Source organism: Roseovarius mucosus DSM 17069 (assembly GCF_000768555.3).
GTDB lineage: Bacteria > Pseudomonadota > Alphaproteobacteria > Rhodobacterales > Rhodobacteraceae > Roseovarius > Roseovarius mucosus.
The window spans coordinates 522,138-540,636 of the sequence record NZ_KN293991.1 but is presented as its reverse complement, the minus strand read 5'-3'; the positions used below and the strand labels follow the sequence as shown (position 1 = coordinate 540,636).

Genomic DNA, 18,499 nt, shown 5'->3' with positions numbered 1-18,499 from the left:
GATTACCGTCACAACACACCAGTAGCGCCGTTTTGTCCAGCCTTAGCTGACCTGGGTCGGGGCCAAGACGATGGCGGCATCGCGCACCCGTCGGCGGCCCAAGGCCGGTATGAGAGGCAAACCAGCCTTGCGCAAGTCGCGCCGATCAGTCGTCTTGAGGAACATTCGCGTCAGAATTGCGGCAGACCGTCATCAAGTTCATAGGACTTGATCGCAATCAGCGGCTGTTCGGCATCATGTGCAAATACGAACACATGCGCTCGATCATCCGCAAGTGTCATGCGACAGAACATCTTGTCCATGTCGAACTCTGCCGGACATATCGCAAGATCGACATGCTCGATGGCGTGCTCGAACACCTCATAGGTCATGCGCCCGTCGGCGACCTTGACCGTTTCGGCATGAGATGCCGCCGCCGCAACACCGCAAAGAGCGGTAAGACTAAGAGCACGCAAGAAGGAGAGTTTCATTATCTGATTCCTTTTATCAGGTATTTGAACTTTTCACATACTGTTTTAGTCAACTAATTGTAAAGCCTCGTCTGGTCAGTCCCCTGACGCCATGCTAAACGCGGTCCATTCGCGTGACGAAAGTTTCCGTATGCTTGACAGTGCGCCCGCCAAACCTGCCCTCTCGCGGCCTGAATTCATCGCCATGATGGCGATGATGGCCGCGACAGTCGCGTTCTCCATCGACGCTATGCTGCCCGGTCTGCCCCATATCGCCGAGGCGCTGACACCGGACGCTCCGAACCGCGCACAGCTGATCATCACCGCCTTTTTGCTGGGACTTGGGGTGGGCACCTTTGTTTCCGGCCCGCTTTCGGATTCCTTTGGCCGCAAAAGGGTGATCCTGATCGGTGCGGCGATCTATACGGCGGGGGCCGGCCTCGCAATGGCAGCCCCAAGTCTTGAGACATTGCTTGCCGCGCGCGCGGTACAGGGTATGGGCGCTGCGGCCTTTCGCATCGTGTCGATCGCGATCATTCGCGATCTCTACGCGGGACGCGAAATGGCACGGCTCATGTCCTTCGTGATGATGGTCTTTGCGCTGACACCTGCCATGGCCCCCCTTCTGGGCGCGGGCCTGATCGTACTGACGGGCTGGCGCGGTGTTTTTGCGGCCTTCGTGGTCTTTGCGCTGGCCCTGTCACTCTGGATGGCGCTGCGCCTGCCTGAACCCCTGCCACCACAAGCGCGCCGCGCGTTTCGGGCCGCGCCCCTCTGGGCCGCGCTGCGAGAGGTTCTGGCCCATCCGGTGACACGCGTGGCCATTGTTGTGCAAATGCTGTGCATGACCACGCTTTTCACCTCGCTCAGCATGGTGCAGCCCGTGTTCGATCTGACATTCCATCGCGCAGACAGTTTCCCCTACTGGTTCTTCCTGATGGCGCTCATTGCGGGCTGTGGCAGTTTCCTAAACTCCCGTCTTGTCATGCGCCTAGGCGTAGAGCGGATGGTGAGCGCAGCACTGGCGTCACAAATCGCGCTGTCCATCGTCGCGATTGCGCTCTGGCAGATCGGCCTGCCGCCCGGCGCGCAATTCGCCACCTTCCTGATCTGGCAGACCAGCGTTTTCTTTCAGGCCGGGCTGACGCTTGGCAATCTCAATGCGCTGGCGATGGCCCCTATGGGCGCAATCGCAGGCATGGCCGCCAGCGTGACCGGCGCTGTGGCCACCGTGGGCAGCGTCGCGATTGCCGTGCCCATCGGGCAGCAATTCGCGGGCACCCCGATGCCCGCGCATTTGGGCGTGTTGGGCGCGGTGCTGACGGGCTTTGTCCTGATGCAGCGCTTGCGGGCGCGCACGGCAGAGATGGTCTGAGTCACTTTATTTTGTATACCGTCGCATACTATCTTTATCGGACGCGAAATATCCGCTAAGACAAGCCCAATCCAACGAGTCGCGCGCCTGCGCCGCAGGGCCGCCGCGCGCATCCCCTGATCGGAAAGGATCCCCGATGGCCACGTCCAATACCCCCGACATCATCTATACCAAGGTCGATGAGGCCCCTGAGCTGGCAAGCGCCTCGCTCTTGCCCATCATTCAACGCTTTGCAGCGGCTGCTGGCGTGAGCGTGGGCACCAAGGACATTTCGCTCGCGGGCCGTATCCTTGCCGCCTTCCCGGAATCGCTCGCCGATGATCAGCGAATCTCCGACGATCTGGCGGAGTTGGGCGAACTTGTAAAAACCCCGACAGCGAATGTGATCAAACTGCCCAATATTTCGGCCTCCGTGCCGCAACTCCTGGCCGCGATTCGCGAATTGCAGGCCCAAGGCTATGCCGTCCCCGACTATCCCGAAGAGCCCGCGACCGAGGCTGAAAAATCCGCGCGCGCCAAATATGACGCGCTCAAGGGCTCTGCCGTGAACCCGGTTCTGCGCGAGGGCAATTCTGATCGCCGCGCCGCGAGTGCCGTCAAGAAATACGCGCAAGCCAATCCGCACCGCATGGGGGATTGGACCGCCGACAGCAAGACGCGCGTGGCGGCCATGTCAGGCGGGGATTTCTTCTCGAACGAGAAATCCGCAACCCTGCCTCACGCGACCAAGGCCAAGATCGTTCTGGAAACCGCCAATGGCGAAACCGTGCTCAAGGACGGGCTGAGCTATCCGGCAGGCACAGTGGTAGACGCCACCTATATGAGCGCCTCCGCTCTGGACGCCTTCCTCGCCGCAGAAATCTCGCGGACCAAGGCCGAGGGCGTGCTGTTTTCCGTCCACCTCAAGGCCACGATGATGAAGGTCTCGGACCCGATCATCTTTGGCCACGCGGTCAAAGCCTTTCTTGCCCCAGTGTTCGAGCAATTTGGCGATGAGATGGCCGCCCTTGGCGTGAACCCGAATTCCGGACTTGGCGATCTTTTGGCTCGCGTCAAAGACAAGGCCGAAATCATGACGGCGATCGACGCCTGCATGGCCGCGCGCCCTCCGCTCTACATGGTGGACTCCGACAAGGGCATCACCAATCTGCACGTGCCCTCCGACGTCATCATCGACGCCTCGATGCCCGCGCTCATCCGCGCAGGCGGCAAGGGATGGGGACCGGATAACAAAGAACATGACGCGGTCTGTGTCATCCCCGACAATGCCTATGCGCCGGTCTATGACGAGGCAATCAAGTTCTTCAAAGAGAATGGCAAGCTGAACCCCGCCACCGCAGGCACGGTGCAGAACATCGGCCTGATGGCACAAAAGGCCGAAGAATACGGCAGCCACCCGACCACGTTCGAAATGCCCCAGTCCGGCACCGTCAAGATGATCCTTGAGGATGGCACCGTCCTGCATCAGCATAATGTCGAAGCCGGCGACATTTGGCGCTCGGCCTCGGCGCGCAAGGCCCCGATCGAGGATTGGGTCAATCTGGCCATCGAGCGGCAAAAGGCGACCGGCTATCGGTCGATCTTCTGGCTGGATGCGGCGCGCGCGCACGATGCGGAACTGATCGCAATGGTCAAACCGATCCTTGAGGCGCGGGGTGTCTCCGACAAGTTCGAGATCATGGCCCCGCGCGAGGCAACCCGCGCCAGCCTTGAGACCATCACCAAGGGCGAGAACAGCATTGCCATCACCGGCAACGTGCTGCGCGATTACCTCACGGACCTCTTCCCGATCCTCGAACTGGCGACCAGTGCCAAGATGCTGTCCATCGTCAAGCTGATGCAGGGCGGCGGCATGTTCGAAACTGGGGCCGGCGGCTCTGCGCCCAAGCATGTGCAGCAGTTGCAGTCCGAGAACCATCTGCGGTGGGATTCCTTGGGTGAATTCTGCGCTCTTGGCGAGAGCCTCAAGTTTCTGGCTGAAACCAATGGCAATGAGCGCGCTCGCATTCTGGGTGAGGCGGCCGAGGTCGCGACCCAGGGCATTCTGGACCACGACCGCTCGCCCAGCCGCAAGGTCGGAGAACCGGACAACCGCGACAGCCACTATTGGTTTGCTCGCTATTGGGCCGAAGCCTTGGCCGCACAGACCGAGGATGCAGCCTTGGCCGCCGAGTTCGCCCCCGTTGCACAGGCACTGGCCGAAAACGAGGCCAAGATCGTCGGGGAATTGGCGGCGGCCCAAGGCAAGCCCGCTGATATCGGCGGCTATTACCACGCCGATCCGGCAAAGCTGGCGGCCGTGATGCGCCCAAGCGCGACGCTGAACGCAATCATCGGCTAAAAGATACGGACCGCGCGACCCTCTGGTCGCGCGGTCTATTCTCCGACCGGGGCCACGCTGTTACCCGCCAATTCCTCGGAAAAGGGACGCGGCAGCGGCTCCTTGCCCAGACGGGCGCGATAGGCCGGCAGGCTCTCGGCCACGCGCATCACGTAATTCTGCGTCTCGCGGAACGGGATGTGCTCGATCCAATCAATGATGGCATGGGCATCACGCCCGCGCGGATCGCCATATTCCTCTATCCATTGCGCCGCCCGCCCTGGCCCTGCGTTATAGCCGACCGACACCAGCACGATATTGCCGCCAAAGCGCGCGCCTAAACCAGCCAGATAGGCCGAGCCAAGCCGCGCGTTATAAACCCAATCATTCAGGACGTCCGAAGGCACATAGAGCAGGCCCAGTTCGCGCGCCATGTCCCGCGCCGTACCGGGCATGAGCTGCATCAACCCCTGTGCGCCCGCGCCGCTGACAACCACATAGTTGAATTCGCTTTCGCGCCGGGCAATGGCCAACGCCAGTTCCATCGGAATGGGCATATCCATCTCCGCCATCGGATGCAGGGCGTAGTAGGGGCGCTCCACGATCACCCCGCGTTCTGCCGCCGTCTTGCCCAGCATCACCTGAAGATGAGACTGTTCCAGATCTTCGAGCATGTGACCCATCTGCATCAGGCCCGTGCGATCCTGAGAGTCGGCCAGGTGCAGGAAGAACCGCCGCGCAAGACTAAGATCATTCATGCGCAGGGCGAGCGTTCCAATCTCATGCAGGTCGGTTTTGGCAAACGCGGCGCCACGCCAGTCTGGCGTTGCCTCATTCCCCGCAAGGCGCAGGTCAAACGGCAGCCCGCCCGCCTCGGCGGCCAACAGCCCGTAAAAACTGGTCTGATAGGCGGCCCCTTCGGCATAAGCCAGTTGCGCAGCCTCCGGGTCGCCCAAAGCTTCTTGGGTGCGGCCAATCCAATAGCCTGCGCGCCCAAGCGAAATCGGCGTGGCGACGGCAGCGCGAAAGCGCTGGAAATGATCAAGCGCAAGTTCAGGCGCGTCGAGATATGTCAGCGCCAGATACCCCGAAAGCCATTCGAGATCCGCAAAATTTGCCCCCTCGACCAGCTGATGCACAGACGCGATGTCATAGGCCAATTGCGCCTCGCCCGCGCGCATGCTCTGGCGCGCCAAGGCGCGCCGCCAACTGGCCCAACGCTCCGGCTCTCCCAACCCTGCCTTGATGCGGCTCTGGCGCAAGAGAACCGCAATGGCATCTTCGGGCGCGTTGCTCAGATGTCGGGTAAACAGCTCGAAGGCGATACCGGGATTGCGCGCTTCGGCCTCGGTCAGCCCCTTGCCGCCGTCGCGCTTCACAGTCTCGCGCAACTTCGCCAAACGGCGCACCTCCTCCGAGACCAAGGGCAGCATATCCGCCACATCGTCCAAGCCGCGCCAGAGCGCCATTTCCAAGCGGGCCTCGTGATGCGGTGTCAAGAGCGTTCCGAACTCGCGCAGGAAATCGTCATGTTCGGCGCGGCTCAGGTCCAGCGTGCGCCAGGCCAACACAAGACCGATCTCGGCCTCGCCCTGTCGGCCGCGCGCCTGAAGCGCATGCGCCAGGTTGAGGGCACCTGTACCGGTCTGCGGCCTGTAGCCCTTATAAAAAGCCAGCACATCGTCGAAATCGGCACGCGTCATCGGCTCTTCGCTCTGCTTGCGCAGATGATCGAGACCGGGCCAATGAGAGTTGCGGCCCAGAAAATCGAGAATCGCGGGCGGCTCACCCAAGCCCGCGCGCAGGCGGTGCCATTCGATCAGGTCGGCGGCCGCGATGCCATCGCGCCGCGCCAGACTCGCAGCCACCTCCCAACGCCCGCCCTGCATGGCATCAAGCGCGCTGCCCAGCGGACGCGGCGCCTGACGTGGCAGATCAGACGCATACCCCGCCGAAACCGACAGACTCAGCCCCAAAACCATGGTCAGCGCGCGCAACATCTCTTGCATTTTCCGCTATTGCGAAGGATAGACAACGCCAGCCTAGGCGGCCCGCGCGCCCGCGTCCATGCACGATGCCGGTAGCAATGTGCGAACTACCGCCGATGGCCCGAGATTTCAGCGGGCCCCGCCCAAACGTCAGCAAAAGGAGCGTGTCATGTTCAGAGGATCTTTTCCTGCCCTGGTCACGCCGTTCAAGAACGGCGCAGTGGATGTGGAAACGCTCAAGAAACTGGTGGAATGGCATATCGGCGAAGGCAGCCATGGCCTTGTCCCCGTGGGCACCACGGGCGAAAGCCCGACGCTGACCCATCAGGAACATGAGATGGTGGTCGAAGAGGTGGTGCGCGCCGCCGCAGGCCGGATTCCGGTGATTGCCGGTGCAGGCTCCAACAACACGCTCGAAGGCATCCGATTGATGCAGCACGCCCACAAGGTCGGGGCAGATGCGGCCCTCGTCGTGACCCCCTACTACAACAAGCCGACGCAGGCCGGGCTGATCGCGCATTTTACCGCACTACATGATTGTTGCGACCTGCCGATCATCATCTACAACATTCCCGGTCGTTCCGTCGTGGACATGACACCTGAAACGATGGGCAAGCTGGCGCAATTGCCACGCATTGTTGGCGTCAAGGACGCCACCGGAGATTTGGCGCGAGTCTGCGCACAGCGGATCACTTGCGGCAAGGATTTCGTCCAGATTTCCGGCGAAGACGCGACCGCCCACGGGTTCAACGCCCAAGGCGGGGTTGGCGTGATTTCCGTCACCGCCAATGTCGCGCCCAAGCTGGTGGCACAGGTACAAGAGGCAACGCTTGCGGGCGACTATGCCAAGGCGCTGGAATTGCAGGACCGCCTGATGCCCCTTCATCGCGCGATCTTTGTCGAGCCGGGGCTCGTGGGCGTAAAATACGCGATGTCGCGTTTGGGGCTTTGCAGTGAAGAGGTCCGCTCGCCCTTGGTGGGTCTGAGCGACCCGACCAAGGCACTGGTCGAGGATGGCATGCGCCACGCCGGGCTGATCAACTGAATTCTGTTCCAAGCACGGCGGGAGGCAATTTGCCGCCCGCCGTCTTTGCTTACTTCACCTCACCTGTGGGGCGTGGTGTCTTGAGCGTCTCCGCAGGAAGAACCGGATATGTCACGTCCGGCATCTTGCCGGTCAGCGCCCCGAGAAAGGCCACGATCTGATCGGCCTCGGCATCGTTGATTTCCTCGCCGAGTTGCGATGTGCCCATGATCTGCACCGCCACCTTGAGATCCCAGACCTTGCCCGAATGGAAATAGGGCGCCGTCTGGTCGATATTGCGAAGCGGAGCCGCGCGGAACACATAAGAATCATCTGCGGTTTCGGTCACGGCAAATCTTCCCCGATCATCGGGCGGCAGTACATCAGCCCCCGGTTTCTCGATCAGGCCAAAGGGGTAATAGCCATTGCCGCCTAGGTTGATCCCATTATGGCAAGACGAGCATCCCTTATCCATGAACAGCGCGAGACCGGTCTTTTGATCCTCATTCAAGGCCGCCTCGTCACCGTTGAGGAACGCATCAAAGGGCGCGGGCGTGATCAAGGTCGCCTCATAGGCCTCGATTGCCTTGGCAAAGTTGTCAAAGCTGACAGGGTTTTCCTCGCCGGGGAAAGAGGCGGTGAACCAGTCGATATACTGGGGCATCGACATCAGCGTGGCGACCACATTGTCTGGCGTATTGGCCATCTCGACACCTGCCTGAACCGGGCCTTTGGCCTGTTCCGCAAGATCAGCGGCGCGGCCATCCCAGAACTGCGCCTCGTTGAACACGGCATTCAATACGGTAGGAGAGTTGCGCGGACCCTTTTGCCAAGCATGCCCGATCGAGGTCTCCATATTGTCATCGCCACCGGTGGCAAGGTTGTGGCAGGAGTTGCAGGAAAACACGCCCGAGGCTGACATGCGCGGATCAAAGAACAGCGCCTTGCCAAGGTCTATCTTCTCCTCGGTAATCATGTTGTCATTCAGCGCCGGGATGGTAGACGGCAAGGGCGAGAATAGCTCCTGCGCACGTTCGCGCAGTTCCGAGGCCGCAGCACCTTGTGCCAAAGCCAGCGCAGACAGGGTGCCCAAAAGCACTTTGAGAGGATGTGTCACGGAGTAGCTCCTTAGCTGAAAGGAATCGCGCGCTTAGAACTATTCTAAGCTAGGAGATGACCGTGCGGATTGATCCACCTCAAAAGACCGCGTATTTGCCATAGCTGTTCGCCGAATATAGGCAACCAATGTCCTAAAATTCGCTATCGGCACCTTTTCGCATCATTTTTGCCTCAAATGCCCGCGCAATGCCGCTATGCCTTGATTTCAGGCCTCATCCGGGTCTAAGCCGCGCCGCAATACGTTGCCGCTGCAACATCTCTTAAAACGTCATTATCCGAGGATTCCGATGCAATTGCCCAATCTCGCCCCCGTGCCCGAACTCTACGTCTCTTACGAGAGTGCGCAAAAGCTCAAGGTCGAGGCTGCCAACCTCACCAGCTGGGATCTCAGCCCGCGCCAGATCTGCGATCTAGAACTGTTGATGAACGGCGGTTTCAACCCGCTCAAGGGGTTCCTCAACGAAGCCGATTATGACGGTGTGGTCGAGAACATGCGGCTGGCCGATGGCACGCTCTGGCCGATGCCGATCACACTAGATGTGAACGAGAAATTCGCGGAAAGTCTGGAAATCGGTCAGGACATCGCGCTGCGCGACCAAGAGGGTGTGATCCTCGCCACCATGACCGTCACCGATCGCTGGACGCCCAACAAGGCGCGCGAAGCCGAGCAAGTATTTGGTGCCGATGATCTCGCACATCCGGCGGTAAACTACCTGCATCACACAGCTGGCAAGATTTATTTGGGTGGTCCGGTCACCGGCATTCAGCAGCCGGTGCATTACGATTTCCGTGGCCGCCGCGATACGCCGAACGAATTGCGCGCCCTCTTCCGCAAACTGGGTTGGCGCCGCGTTGTGGCGTTCCAGACCCGCAATCCGCTGCACCGCGCGCATCAGGAACTGACCTTCCGTGCCGCCAAAGAGGCGCAGGCAAACCTGCTCATTCACCCTGTTGTCGGCATGACCAAGCCGGGCGATGTCGATCACTTTACCCGCGTGCGCTGCTATGAAGCGGTACTCGACAAATACCCCAGCTCGACCACAACGATGAGCCTGCTCAACCTGGCAATGCGTATGGCGGGCCCCCGTGAGGCGGTCTGGCATGGTCTGATCCGCAAGAACCACGGCTGCACGCATTTCATCGTCGGCCGCGACCACGCCGGTCCGGGAAAGAACTCTGCCGGACAGGATTTCTACGGCCCCTATGACGCACAAGAGCTGTTCAAGCAGCATCAAGACGAAATTGGCATCGAGATGGTCGATTTCAAACACATGGTCTATGTTCAGGAAAAAGCGCAGTATTACCCGATTTCCGAAGTTCCGGAGGGGTCGACAGTGCTTGACATCTCAGGCACCGAACTGCGCCGCCGTCTGGCCGAAGGTCTTGAAATCCCCGAGTGGTTTTCGTTCCCCGAAGTGGTGCGCGAACTGCGTCGCACCCGGCCGCCCCGGTCCAAGCAGGGCTTTACCGTGTTCTTTACTGGCTTTTCAGGCTCAGGCAAATCCACCATTGCCAACGCCCTGATGGTCAAGCTGATGGAGATGGGCGGCCGTCCTGTAACCCTGCTTGACGGCGATCTTGTACGCAAGAATCTCAGCTCGGAGTTGGGTTTCTCTAAGGAACACCGCGACCTCAATATTCGCCGTATCGGCTATGTCGCCTCAGAAATCACCAAGAACGGTGGCATTGCCATCTGTGCGCCAATCGCCCCTTATGCCGCGACACGGCGCGCGGTACGCGAGGATGTCGAGCAATTCGGTGCCTTCGTCGAGGTGCATGTCTCAACCAGCATTGAGGAATGCGAACGTCGTGACCGCAAGGGCCTTTACAAGCTGGCACGCGAGGGAAAGATCAAGGAATTCACCGGCATTTCCGATCCCTATGACGTGCCCGAAAATCCCGAACTGCGTGTCGAGACCGAGAATGTCGATGTCGATAACTGCGCCCATCAGGTCATTCTCAAGCTTGAAAGCCTCGGTTTGATCGCAGGCTGAGCGACCTGTCGCTACGCATCAAAAAGGGCCGTCCCTCGTGGGGCGGCCCTCCGTCATTGGGGCACCCGCGCTGTCGCGCTTCAGTGCACCGTCACCGGCTCCATATTGTTCTGACGCGCGAGCAGAAACGCCAGCTTGCGGTCACGCACCAGCGCCAGACGCTCGCCCTCAGCTGTATGCACCGCGTAAAGTGTGGTCAGATCCCCTACCTGTTCGCGCATATCGGCCGGCAGATCGCCCACCTTGACTGCGCGCACATAGACGATGGGGCGGTCTGTGTCCTGTCCAAAATCATATCGCGTATCCATGACCGCTTACCCCTTGTTGATCTTGATCCTCTGCACGACCGGTTCGGGCTGCGCCCGCGTCAGATCGACATGCAAGAGACCGTTTTCCATGATCGCCTCGCCCACTTCGACCCCGTCGGCCAAAACGAAAGAGCGCTGGAATTGCCGCGCGGCAATCCCGCGATGCAAATAGAGCCGGTCTTCGGCATCGTCACTCTGACGGCCTCGGATCACCAACTGTCGATCCTCGACCGTGATCGCCAGATTCTCCTCCGAGAAGCCGGCCACAGCCAACGTTATGCGATAAGAGTTCTGCGAGGTTTGTTCGATATTGAAGGGCGGATAGCCCTCGTTCCCGGATTTCGCGCTGCGTTCCAGCATGCGTTCCAGCTGTTCAAACCCCAGCATATAGGGGTGTGACCCCAGAGTAAGCTTTGTCATCGACACGTCCTTGAGCGTAAGCGACCGTCCATTGCGCAGGCCCCGTTTCGGCGACCTCGGATTGAATATGGGGTCTGGTCCGCATGCGTGCAAGGGCTTTGCGAATGCGCTGCGTTTCGGTATCGTATGCACCTACGACCCCATAGGAATCGTGTGCCATGAATGCCTTTAGCGACCTGTCGATGAAATCCGAGGATGTGTTGCGCGTCGAGCTTGAAGAATTCCGCCGCGAACATCGCGATCTCGACGAGGCTATTCGCGCGTTACAAGACAAAGGCACGGCGGATCAGTTGATGATCCAGCGGCTCAAGAAGAAAAAGCTCTGGCTGCGTGACATGATTGCCCGGATCGAGGACCGGCTCTATCCGGACATCATTGCGTAGCTGCCGATGATCAGTATAGTGCGCGCTTCGACACGAGGGGCGTTATATGGCAGGCGTGAAAATCGGCATCATCATGGGCAGTCAATCCGACTGGCCCACCATGCGCGAGGCCGCGCAAATTCTGGATGAATTGGGCGTGGCCTATGAGACCCGGATCGTCTCAGCGCATCGCACGCCGGACCGGCTCTGGGACTATGGTAAATCGGCGGTAGAACGCGGCTTGCAGGTGATCATCGCCGGGGCCGGTGGGGCGGCACATCTGCCTGGGATGATGGCCTCCAAGACGCGCGTGCCGGTAATCGGCGTACCCGTTCAGACGCGGGCGCTCTCGGGCGTGGATAGCCTATATTCCATCGTGCAAATGCCCAAGGGTTTTCCGGTGGCCACCATGGCGATTGGCGCTGCCGGGGCGGCCAATGCCGGGCTGATGGCGGCAGCAATTCTTGCCAATTCCGATGCCGACCTCGCGCAGCGCCTCGACGATTGGCGCGCGGCCCTCTCTGCCTCTATTCCCGACGAGCCAACCGATGACTGATACGCTTCCCACAGGTGCGACCATCGGAATCCTCGGCGGCGGGCAGTTGGGCCGCATGCTCTCTGTTGCCGCCGCACGGTTGGGGTTCAAGACCGTGATCTTCGAACCCGCGAACGATTGCCCCGCAAGCCATGTGGCACAGCGCCATATTCAGGCCGACTACACGGACGAGGACGCGCTGCGCCGCTTTGCCGAGGCGGTCGATGTCATCACCTATGAGTTCGAAAATATCCCCACCGCAGCCCTCGATCTGCTTGAGAAACTGCGCCCCGTGCGCCCCGACCGCCGTGCGCTGAGGGTCAGTCAGGACCGACTGTTGGAAAAGGCATTCCTCAGTGATCTGGGGCTGATGACCGCCCCCTTCGCTGCCGTTGACGATGCCGTGGATCTGGCCGAGGCGATGGACGAGATCGGGACGCCCGCCATCCTCAAGACCCGGCGCTTTGGCTATGACGGCAAGGGGCAGGCGCGGATCATGTCCCCCGCCGATGCCGAACAGGCGCTCGCCGACATGGCCGGCCAACCCGCAATCTACGAAGGCTTTGTCGAGTTCTCCCATGAAGTCTCGGTCATCGCCGCACGCAATCAGGCAGGGGATGTAGCCTGCTATGATCCCGGAGAGAATGTGCATGAGGGCGGGATACTGCGTACCACCACCGTGCCGGCGCGCCTGACGTCAGCGCAGCGCACAGATGCAGTGCTCTTGGCAGCCAAGATACTGAACAGTCTGAAATATATCGGCGTCATGGGGGTCGAGCTCTTTGTGACGCCCAAGGGTCTCATCGTCAACGAAATCGCGCCGCGTGTTCATAATTCAGGCCACTGGACGCAGGCAGGCTGCGCCATCGACCAGTTCGAGCAGCATATTCGCGCGGTGGCGGGCTGGCCCTTGGGCGATGGCACGCGCTACGCCGATATCGTGATGGAAAACCTGATCGGCGCGGATATGGACCGCGTGCCAGACTTGTCCCGCGCGCCCGGTGTCTCGCTGCACCTTTATGGTAAGGCAGAGGTCAAGCCGGGCCGCAAGATGGGTCATATCAACCGGATCGTGACGAAATCCTGATCTCGGCTTCGTCTGGCCGAAAATACCTCGGGGGAGTCCCGGACACCGTCCGGGATGGGGGCAGCGCCCCCTCTTAATCCCCCGACGCCAAAAGCGCGCGCAGCCCGGATCGGTAATCAGGATAGAGGAGGTCAATCCCCAACTCTTCCTTGATCCGGCGGTTCGAGACGCGTTTTGATTCCGCATAGAACGATCGCGCCATCGGCGTCATCTCGGCGGCATCAAAGGCCACCTCTTCGGGCAACGGCAGACCCAGCAATTCGGCAGCATGGCCGATCACATCCTGCGGCGGGGCCGGATCATCATCACAGAGGTTATAGATCGCGCCCGGATTGGGGCGCGCAATTGATGCCTCCAGCACCTGGGCGATATCCTCGACATGGATACGACTAAATACTTGACCCGGCTTTACAATCCGCCGCGCCGTGCCTTGACGCACCTTTTCGAACGGGCCGCGTCCGGGGCCATAGATGCCCGCAAGGCGAAAGATGTGCAGCGGCAGACCGGGGATCGCCTGCCACGCCGCCTCGGCCTCGACCCGCATCTGGCCGCGCTTGGTGGACGGGGTGAGCGGCGTTGCCTCATCCACCCAACCGCCCGCATGATCGCCGTAAACCCCCGTGGTCGAGAGATAGCCCACCCATTCCAGCCGCTTGGCCGCCTCGGCAATCGCATCGCGATAGCGCGCCAGCACCGGATCACCCGCCGCATCGGGCGCGGCAGAAATCAACAGATGCGTGGCTGAGGCCAGAGCGGGTGCCAAATCCTCGTCGGGCCAGAGCACGGGTGTCACCCCCTCGTGGCGCAAAGCCTCGGCTTTGTCAGCGCTGCGGGTGGTGCCGATGATCTGCCAGCCCTGCGGCAAGAGACGGGCGGCAAGGGCGCGGGCGGAAAAACCGTGGCCAAAGGAAAGAAGCGTTTGTGTCATGACCCTTACATGGCGCGGGTGGCGAGGATTGGCAAGGTGGCGGGGTTCCGCCTGCCCCATACAAGCCCTCTGGCGCGACTTGCACGATCCGGGCATCTTGCGCGCAGCGTTTTTCAGGAGCCGCCATGTCTTTGATCAGTCGTCGTCTTGTTCTGGGTCTCATCGCGGTTGCTCCGCTCGCTGCCTGTGCGCGCCCCGAACCCGAGGTGTCCAGCCGCAACGCGCCTTTTGATCCGCCGCTCTATCCGAATGAAACGCCAGAGTTGCGCCACCTGATCAACAAATATGCCGATCATTATCAGGTGCCGCGCAGCCTCGTGCATCGTCTGGCGATCCGAGAGAGCACGCATCGCCCCGGTGCGCGCAACGGGCCGTATTATGGCCTGCTGCAAATCTTGCCTCAGACCGCGCGCGGGATGGGGCACCGGGGGCCCGCGTCGGAACTGCTCGATGCCGAGACCAACCTGAAATACGGGGTCAAATACCTGCGCGGGGCCTATATCGTGGCGAATGGCGATCCGGATGCCGCGATCATGTGGTATGCGCGGGGGTATTATTACGAGGCCAAGCGCAAGGGGCTTCTGGTGGAAACCGGCCTGCGCTCGGCCTGAGGGGCAGGCCACATCCGCGCCGATTGCGCGAATGCCGACCCAGCGTTTACTTGACCGCTTTGCCCGCGATCACGGTGGCGTTCTTGCCACTGTTGGAATTCGCGGTGGCAAGAATCTTGGGCTTTTCCTTCTTGGGCTTCTTGGCCTCGCGGTTGCTCTGGCTTTTTCCTTTGGACATGGGAGTGTCTCCTGAATGATCCCGGTCAGGCAGGGTGCCGGGCCGGGTCGTGCTCAGGGGATCAGGGGGCCTGACAGGGTCAGGGCGATGAGCCCTCGGGCGCAGCAGGCACGGCGCGGGGCCGGTGCTGCATCATGGAAGATAAGCGGGCGGGGGCGTGGCGGCAAGGGGGGTGAGGGGGCCGCGCGGTCGACGGGCCGCGGTCTGGCGAGACTACGGCGGTGGATGGCATTTTATGCCTGCGAAATACGTGTGACCCAAAGACGGAGTGCCACGCCCTCAAAATCGCCAGGCCGGGGGGCGGCCCGGCGATCGCGCGGCGGCGCTGCGCGCCTTGATTCCGCGCGGGACAATGCTACGACCATTCATCTTTTCCAGTGAGGCAGATACACCATTCTTGGCCTTGTCATTGCAAAGTTGGGTTTGAGGATACGCCCCTCAGGCCCAATTGCCAGCCCAATTCTAGAACCAGACAAATGCACATTGCTAAATTGAGCATGGTTTATCTGAGAGTTCTTTTCTTTAAGTGATATGGTTGTAGCGCCGATATTAAATTCCCCATCGATTTCTACATGATCACCTCTGAAATCAATTTCTAGGAAGATATCACGCTGTTTTCGACGAAACTTCACCCAGTTTGTCTTAAATTCGATGTCCCAGAACTCAGCCGTGTTCGCGATTAGATTATTCTTTTTGATCTCAATTTCAGGCCAAAAACAGTCATCAGGTATGAATACGTTGAGCCTGAACTCTTCTTCTTCCAGAGCATAAGAAAAAATATCAATTCCAGAAAAGTTTAATGCGGATTCGCAATCAGAAACAATGACGCCGCCAATTCTGAGAGCTTTTTGTTTCTTATTACCACCAAGGAAACCTTTTATTCTGCCTTTGCTAACGTTGATTGGATTTTGCTTTACTTTATATGCTTTGTCTCGTGAAAGCTTCCCATATTCAGTATGATGGGTCGGACAAAGCGCAACCATATGCTCCGGCTCGAAGTGTTGCCTTTCATGCCATTCAACAATGTGATGGTACTCAACAATCGGACAGCCGCAGTCAGCACAGCCAAAGCCTGCTTCTTGACGTAGTTGTCTAGCGACCGCAGTTGGGGGAGTACGCCTCATCAAACATCCAACTCCTCCACAAACCGCGCATTCTCCGAAATATACTGGAACCGCAGTTCCGGCTTTTTCCCCATCAGACGCTCCACCAGATCGCCGGTCTGGCCGGGTTCGTCCTCGTCAATCGTCACGCGGATGAGCTTGCGCGAATTGGGGTCCATCGTCGTCTCTTTCAAATCCTTGGCGTCCATCTCGCCCAGACCCTTGAAGCGGCTGACGTCGATCTTGCCCTTGCCGCCCAGCCCCTTTTCCAGCCATTGATCGCGTTCGGCCTCATCAAGGCAATAGACCCGTTTTGACCCTTGGGTCAGGCGGTAGAGCGGCGGGCAGGCCAGATAGAGATGGCCCGCGTCGATCATCGGGCGCATCTGGGTGAAGAAGAAGGTCATCAGCAGCGCCGCGATATGCGCGCCGTCGACATCGGCGTCGGTCATGATGATGATCTTGTCGTAGCGCAGATCGTCGAGGTTGAACTTGCTGCCAAGGTTCACGCCCAAGGCCTGAGTCAGATCGTTGATCTCCTGGTTGCTGCCCAGCTTGGACGAGGCCGCGCCCAGCACGTTCAGAATCTTGCCTCGGAGCGGCAAGAGCGCCTGGGTCTTGCGGTCGCGCGCCATCTTGGCGGAGCCGCCCGCGCTATCGCCCTCGACGATGAACAGCTCTGTGCCATCGCGGGTGTTTGACGCACAATCCACCAGCTTGCCGGGCAGGCGCAGTTTCTTGGTTGCGGTCTTGCGTTGGGTTTCCTTTTCCTGACGGCGGCGCAGGCGTTCTTCGGCGCGCAGCACCAGAAAATCGAGAATTGCGCCCGCGGATTTTGTATCCGCCGCCAGCCAGTTGTCGAAATGGTCGCGCACCGCGCCTTCGACCATGCGGGCAGCGTCAGTGGTGGCAAGACGGTCCTTGGTCTGGCCCACGAATTCCGGTTCCCGGATAAAGCACGACACGAGGGCACAGCCGCCCGCGAGCAGGTCTTCGCGGGTGATCTGCGCCGCCTTGCGGTTATTGGCGAGATCGCCGTAAGCCTTGATCCCCTTGAGGATCGCGGCCCAGAATCCGGCCTCGTGGGTGCCACCCTCGGGCGTGGGCACGGTGTTGCAATAGGACTGGATGAAGCCGTCACGCGCGGGTGTCCAGTTGATCGCCCATTCCACCTTGCCCGGCACGTTGTACTTGTCGCGGAAATCGACGCTGCCGGCAAAGGGACGCTCGGCATAGGTGGTCGCCCCGCCCAGCGCCTCGCCCAGGTAATCGGCAAGCCCGCCGGGGAATTTGAACGTAGCCTCGGCGGGGGTGTCGCCATCGCTGATCTCGGTCTTCCAGCGGATTTCGACGCCGGAGAAGAGATAGGCCTTGGAGCGGGCCATCTTGAAGAGCCGCGCGGGTTTGAGCGTGAGAGAGCCAAAGATCTCGGGGTCGGGATGGAAGGTGACGGAGGTGCCGCGCCGGTTGGGGGCAGCGCCAATCTTGGCCAAGGGCGCCTGCGGGATGCCGCGCGAAAATTCCATCATGTAAAGTTCGCGGTTGCGCGCCACCTCGACCCGGAGATGATCCGACAACGCGTTGACGACCGAGGAGCCGACGCCGTGCAGGCCGCCCGAGGTCTGATAGCTGTCGCCCGAGAATTTGCCGCCGGCGTTGAGCGTGCAGAAGATGATTTCGAGCGCGGATTTCCTGGGATCCTTGGGGTGGGGATCGACCGGGATGCCGCGCCCGTTGTCGCGCACGCTGACATGGCCGTTGGCGTGCAGCTCCACCTCGATCCATGTGGCATGGCCTGCGACCGCCTCGTCCATCGAGTTGTCGATGATCTCGGCCACCATGTGATGCAGGGCGCGATCGTCCTTGCCGCCGATATACATGCCGGGGCGCAGGCGGACATGCTCCATATCCTCGAGCACCTGAATGGAGGAGGCATCGTAATCGGATTTCGGGGTGGGCGAGAGAAGATCGTTCATGCCGCTGCTCTTTTTTGTTGGTTGGGGGGCATTATGGCAGAGCGGAGGCGGCGGGGAAAGTGGGTGCGGCCTAGCAGCCTGCCTGCGTGCGCAACCAATCGGCCATGTCGCCCGCATCATCGAGACGTTGGGCAAGGCGGATAATCCGTTGGCCGACGTCCTCGGGCTGCCACGCAATCTCGATCCCGTTCAGATCAAGGCAGACGTCCATCGCCTGATGCGCTGTGCGCTTGTTGCCATCGTTGAAGCAATGCCCCTGCGAGATCGCCTGGGCATAGCTGGCCGCAAGATCAAAGACGTCTTCGATCATCCCGTAGAGGATACGATTGTCGACGCGCGCCAAGGCGCCTTCAAGCGATTTGTCGCGCGCACGCCCCGGCAGTTCACCGGGGTTGAGAACCGCATCGTGAATAACCTCGACAAGCTCGACCGAGAGAAGCAGGAAGCTCATTTGTCCTTGAGATACTCAAGCACTGGCTGGTTCTCGGCTCTCCGCTTGCGCAGGGAGGCCATCACCTCGTCCATCGTGGCATGGCGCGGTTCCTGTTGCAGCGTGGCCTCTTCAGGCACCAGATAACCGATGCATTTGGAGTTCTTCATGATCGCCACCGGCTTGCCGCCTGCCGCGTCGAGCACCTTTTGCGGTTCGCGCAGTTCGGTCATGGTGCAGATCTGGTTGGTCAAGAGGCGTTTCATGGGATGCTCCCTAAAGTGTGCGGTAA

Annotated in this window: 19 protein-coding genes; 8 read left to right on the top strand and 11 right to left on the bottom strand. The window is 60.4% G+C overall.

Translation table 11 applies throughout. The annotated features are described in order from the left end of the window. Positions 1 to 170: 170 nt before the first annotated feature. A complete protein-coding gene (locus tag ROSMUC_RS20340; protein WP_052115463.1) occupies positions 171 to 470 on the bottom strand; it encodes a hypothetical protein in 300 nt (99 codons plus the stop codon). A 91-nt stretch (positions 471 to 561) separates the two neighbouring features. Here ROSMUC_RS20340 and ROSMUC_RS20335 point away from each other — a divergent pair, with 91 nt between their 5' ends. Together ROSMUC_RS20335 and ROSMUC_RS20330 are read left to right on the top strand one after the other, a co-directional pair. Next, positions 562 to 1,824 (top strand): multidrug effflux MFS transporter, encoded by a 1,263-nt coding sequence (locus ROSMUC_RS20335; protein ID WP_245875247.1) that lies wholly within the window; start codon positions 562 to 564, stop codon positions 1,822 to 1,824. A gap of 136 nt (positions 1,825 to 1,960) precedes the next feature. Continuing rightward, a complete protein-coding gene (locus ROSMUC_RS20330) occupies positions 1,961 to 4,165 on the top strand; it encodes an NADP-dependent isocitrate dehydrogenase (protein ID WP_037276708.1) in 2,205 nt (734 codons plus the stop codon). A 35-nt stretch (positions 4,166 to 4,200) separates the two neighbouring features. On the opposite strand, the gene ROSMUC_RS20325 is transcribed toward ROSMUC_RS20330, so the two are convergent. After that, positions 4,201 to 6,153 carry a lytic transglycosylase domain-containing protein gene (locus ROSMUC_RS20325; RefSeq protein WP_037276707.1) on the bottom strand — a complete coding sequence of 651 codons (1,953 nt, stop codon included), beginning with the start codon at positions 6,151 to 6,153 and terminating at the stop codon, positions 4,201 to 4,203. A gap of 148 nt (positions 6,154 to 6,301) precedes the next feature. Here ROSMUC_RS20325 and dapA point away from each other — a divergent pair, with 148 nt between their 5' ends. Next, positions 6,302 to 7,177: a 4-hydroxy-tetrahydrodipicolinate synthase gene (gene dapA, locus ROSMUC_RS20320; protein ID WP_037276899.1), complete on the top strand. Its 876-nt coding sequence runs from the start codon at positions 6,302 to 6,304 to the stop codon at positions 7,175 to 7,177. Between the two features lie 49 nt (positions 7,178 to 7,226). Here the strand turns inward: dapA and ROSMUC_RS20315 are convergent, their stop codons facing one another. Continuing rightward, positions 7,227 to 8,273: a cytochrome-c peroxidase gene (locus ROSMUC_RS20315; RefSeq protein ID WP_037276705.1), complete on the bottom strand. Its 1,047-nt coding sequence runs from the start codon at positions 8,271 to 8,273 to the stop codon at positions 7,227 to 7,229. 289 nt (positions 8,274 to 8,562) lie between these two features. Between ROSMUC_RS20315 and ROSMUC_RS20310 the strand changes: the two genes are divergently transcribed. Beyond that, complete coding sequence (locus ROSMUC_RS20310; protein ID WP_037276704.1) at positions 8,563 to 10,269, top strand: bifunctional sulfate adenylyltransferase/adenylylsulfate kinase; 1,707 nt, start codon at positions 8,563 to 8,565, stop codon at positions 10,267 to 10,269. Between the two features lie 80 nt (positions 10,270 to 10,349). On the opposite strand, the gene ROSMUC_RS20305 is transcribed toward ROSMUC_RS20310, so the two are convergent. After that, positions 10,350 to 10,577 carry a DUF1150 family protein gene (locus tag ROSMUC_RS20305; protein ID WP_008281435.1) on the bottom strand — a complete coding sequence of 76 codons (228 nt, stop codon included), beginning with the start codon at positions 10,575 to 10,577 and terminating at the stop codon, positions 10,350 to 10,352. A gap of 6 nt (positions 10,578 to 10,583) precedes the next feature. Next, on the bottom strand, positions 10,584 to 10,997 hold the full coding sequence (locus ROSMUC_RS20300; RefSeq protein WP_037276703.1) for an Hsp20 family protein: 414 nt from the start codon (positions 10,995 to 10,997) through the stop codon (positions 10,584 to 10,586). 158 nt (positions 10,998 to 11,155) lie between these two features. On the opposite strand from ROSMUC_RS20300, the gene ROSMUC_RS20295 reads away from it, so the two are divergent. The 3 genes from ROSMUC_RS20295 to ROSMUC_RS20285 are packed head-to-tail and all read left to right on the top strand — an operon-like array spanning position 11,156 to position 12,981. Then, positions 11,156 to 11,380 carry a YdcH family protein gene (locus ROSMUC_RS20295; protein ID WP_008281433.1) on the top strand — a complete coding sequence of 75 codons (225 nt, stop codon included), beginning with the start codon at positions 11,156 to 11,158 and terminating at the stop codon, positions 11,378 to 11,380. 46 nt (positions 11,381 to 11,426) lie between these two features. Next, a complete protein-coding gene (gene purE / locus ROSMUC_RS20290; protein WP_037276702.1) occupies positions 11,427 to 11,915 on the top strand; it encodes a 5-(carboxyamino)imidazole ribonucleotide mutase in 489 nt (162 codons plus the stop codon). Then, a complete protein-coding gene (locus tag ROSMUC_RS20285; RefSeq protein ID WP_037276701.1) occupies positions 11,908 to 12,981 on the top strand; it encodes a 5-(carboxyamino)imidazole ribonucleotide synthase in 1,074 nt (357 codons plus the stop codon). The genes purE and ROSMUC_RS20285 overlap by 8 nt, the downstream gene beginning before the upstream one ends. A 73-nt stretch (positions 12,982 to 13,054) precedes the next feature. On the opposite strand, the gene ROSMUC_RS20280 is transcribed toward ROSMUC_RS20285, so the two are convergent. Next, entirely contained in the window at positions 13,055 to 13,909 is an 855-nt protein-coding gene (locus tag ROSMUC_RS20280; RefSeq protein ID WP_037276699.1) for an SDR family oxidoreductase, read from the bottom strand. A 125-nt stretch (positions 13,910 to 14,034) separates the two neighbouring features. Between ROSMUC_RS20280 and ROSMUC_RS20275 the strand changes: the two genes are divergently transcribed. Then, entirely contained in the window at positions 14,035 to 14,520 is a 486-nt protein-coding gene (locus ROSMUC_RS20275) for a lytic transglycosylase domain-containing protein (RefSeq protein WP_052115462.1), read from the top strand. Positions 14,521 to 14,566: 46 nt separating this feature from the next. Here ROSMUC_RS20275 and ROSMUC_RS21625 read toward each other — a convergent pair whose 3' ends face one another. From ROSMUC_RS21625 to ROSMUC_RS20260, 5 genes are all read right to left on the bottom strand, one after another. Then, positions 14,567 to 14,698 carry a hypothetical protein gene (locus ROSMUC_RS21625; protein ID WP_281256647.1) on the bottom strand — a complete coding sequence of 44 codons (132 nt, stop codon included), beginning with the start codon at positions 14,696 to 14,698 and terminating at the stop codon, positions 14,567 to 14,569. A gap of 365 nt (positions 14,699 to 15,063) precedes the next feature. After that, a complete protein-coding gene (locus tag ROSMUC_RS20910; RefSeq protein WP_146005709.1) occupies positions 15,064 to 15,822 on the bottom strand; it encodes an HNH endonuclease signature motif containing protein in 759 nt (252 codons plus the stop codon). Then, positions 15,822 to 17,777: a DNA topoisomerase IV subunit B gene (gene parE / locus ROSMUC_RS20270; protein ID WP_037276698.1), complete on the bottom strand. Its 1,956-nt coding sequence runs from the start codon at positions 17,775 to 17,777 to the stop codon at positions 15,822 to 15,824. The genes ROSMUC_RS20910 and parE overlap by 1 nt, the downstream gene beginning before the upstream one ends. Before the next feature lie 70 nt (positions 17,778 to 17,847). Then, positions 17,848 to 18,228, bottom strand: coding sequence for a type II toxin-antitoxin system death-on-curing family toxin (locus ROSMUC_RS20265; RefSeq protein WP_037276697.1), 381 nt, complete (start codon positions 18,226 to 18,228; stop codon positions 17,848 to 17,850). After that, positions 18,225 to 18,473, bottom strand: coding sequence for a hypothetical protein (locus ROSMUC_RS20260; RefSeq protein WP_037276696.1), 249 nt, complete (start codon positions 18,471 to 18,473; stop codon positions 18,225 to 18,227). Before ROSMUC_RS20260 ends, ROSMUC_RS20265 begins: the two co-directional genes overlap by 4 nt. Between the last annotated feature and the right edge of the window lie 26 nt (positions 18,474 to 18,499).

What these genes read in the sequence shown, in the direction of transcription:
- ROSMUC_RS20340 (WP_052115463.1), bottom strand. Translation starts at nt 470, where the DNA reads ATGAAACTCTCCTTCTTGCGTGCTCTTAGTCTTACCGCTCTTTGCGGT.
- ROSMUC_RS20335 (WP_245875247.1), top strand. Translation starts at nt 562, where the DNA reads ATGCTAAACGCGGTCCATTCGCGTGACGAAAGTTTCCGTATGCTTGAC.
- ROSMUC_RS20330 (WP_037276708.1), top strand. Translation starts at nt 1,961, where the DNA reads ATGGCCACGTCCAATACCCCCGACATCATCTATACCAAGGTCGATGAG.
- ROSMUC_RS20325 (WP_037276707.1), bottom strand. Translation starts at nt 6,153, where the DNA reads ATGCAAGAGATGTTGCGCGCGCTGACCATGGTTTTGGGGCTGAGTCTG.
- dapA (WP_037276899.1), top strand. Translation starts at nt 6,302, where the DNA reads ATGTTCAGAGGATCTTTTCCTGCCCTGGTCACGCCGTTCAAGAACGGC.
- ROSMUC_RS20310 (WP_037276704.1), top strand. Translation starts at nt 8,563, where the DNA reads ATGCAATTGCCCAATCTCGCCCCCGTGCCCGAACTCTACGTCTCTTAC.
- ROSMUC_RS20305 (WP_008281435.1), bottom strand. Translation starts at nt 10,577, where the DNA reads ATGGATACGCGATATGATTTTGGACAGGACACAGACCGCCCCATCGTC.
- ROSMUC_RS20300 (WP_037276703.1), bottom strand. Translation starts at nt 10,997, where the DNA reads ATGACAAAGCTTACTCTGGGGTCACACCCCTATATGCTGGGGTTTGAA.
- ROSMUC_RS20295 (WP_008281433.1), top strand. Translation starts at nt 11,156, where the DNA reads ATGAATGCCTTTAGCGACCTGTCGATGAAATCCGAGGATGTGTTGCGC.
- purE (WP_037276702.1), top strand. Translation starts at nt 11,427, where the DNA reads ATGGCAGGCGTGAAAATCGGCATCATCATGGGCAGTCAATCCGACTGG.
- ROSMUC_RS20285 (WP_037276701.1), top strand. Translation starts at nt 11,908, where the DNA reads ATGACTGATACGCTTCCCACAGGTGCGACCATCGGAATCCTCGGCGGC.
- ROSMUC_RS20280 (WP_037276699.1), bottom strand. Translation starts at nt 13,909, where the DNA reads ATGACACAAACGCTTCTTTCCTTTGGCCACGGTTTTTCCGCCCGCGCC.
- ROSMUC_RS20275 (WP_052115462.1), top strand. Translation starts at nt 14,035, where the DNA reads ATGTCTTTGATCAGTCGTCGTCTTGTTCTGGGTCTCATCGCGGTTGCT.
- ROSMUC_RS21625 (WP_281256647.1), bottom strand. Translation starts at nt 14,698, where the DNA reads ATGTCCAAAGGAAAAAGCCAGAGCAACCGCGAGGCCAAGAAGCCCAAG.
- ROSMUC_RS20910 (WP_146005709.1), bottom strand. Translation starts at nt 15,822, where the DNA reads ATGAGGCGTACTCCCCCAACTGCGGTCGCTAGACAACTACGTCAAGAA.
- parE (WP_037276698.1), bottom strand. Translation starts at nt 17,777, where the DNA reads ATGAACGATCTTCTCTCGCCCACCCCGAAATCCGATTACGATGCCTCC.
- ROSMUC_RS20265 (WP_037276697.1), bottom strand. Translation starts at nt 18,228, where the DNA reads ATGAGCTTCCTGCTTCTCTCGGTCGAGCTTGTCGAGGTTATTCACGAT.
- ROSMUC_RS20260 (WP_037276696.1), bottom strand. Translation starts at nt 18,473, where the DNA reads ATGAAACGCCTCTTGACCAACCAGATCTGCACCATGACCGAACTGCGC.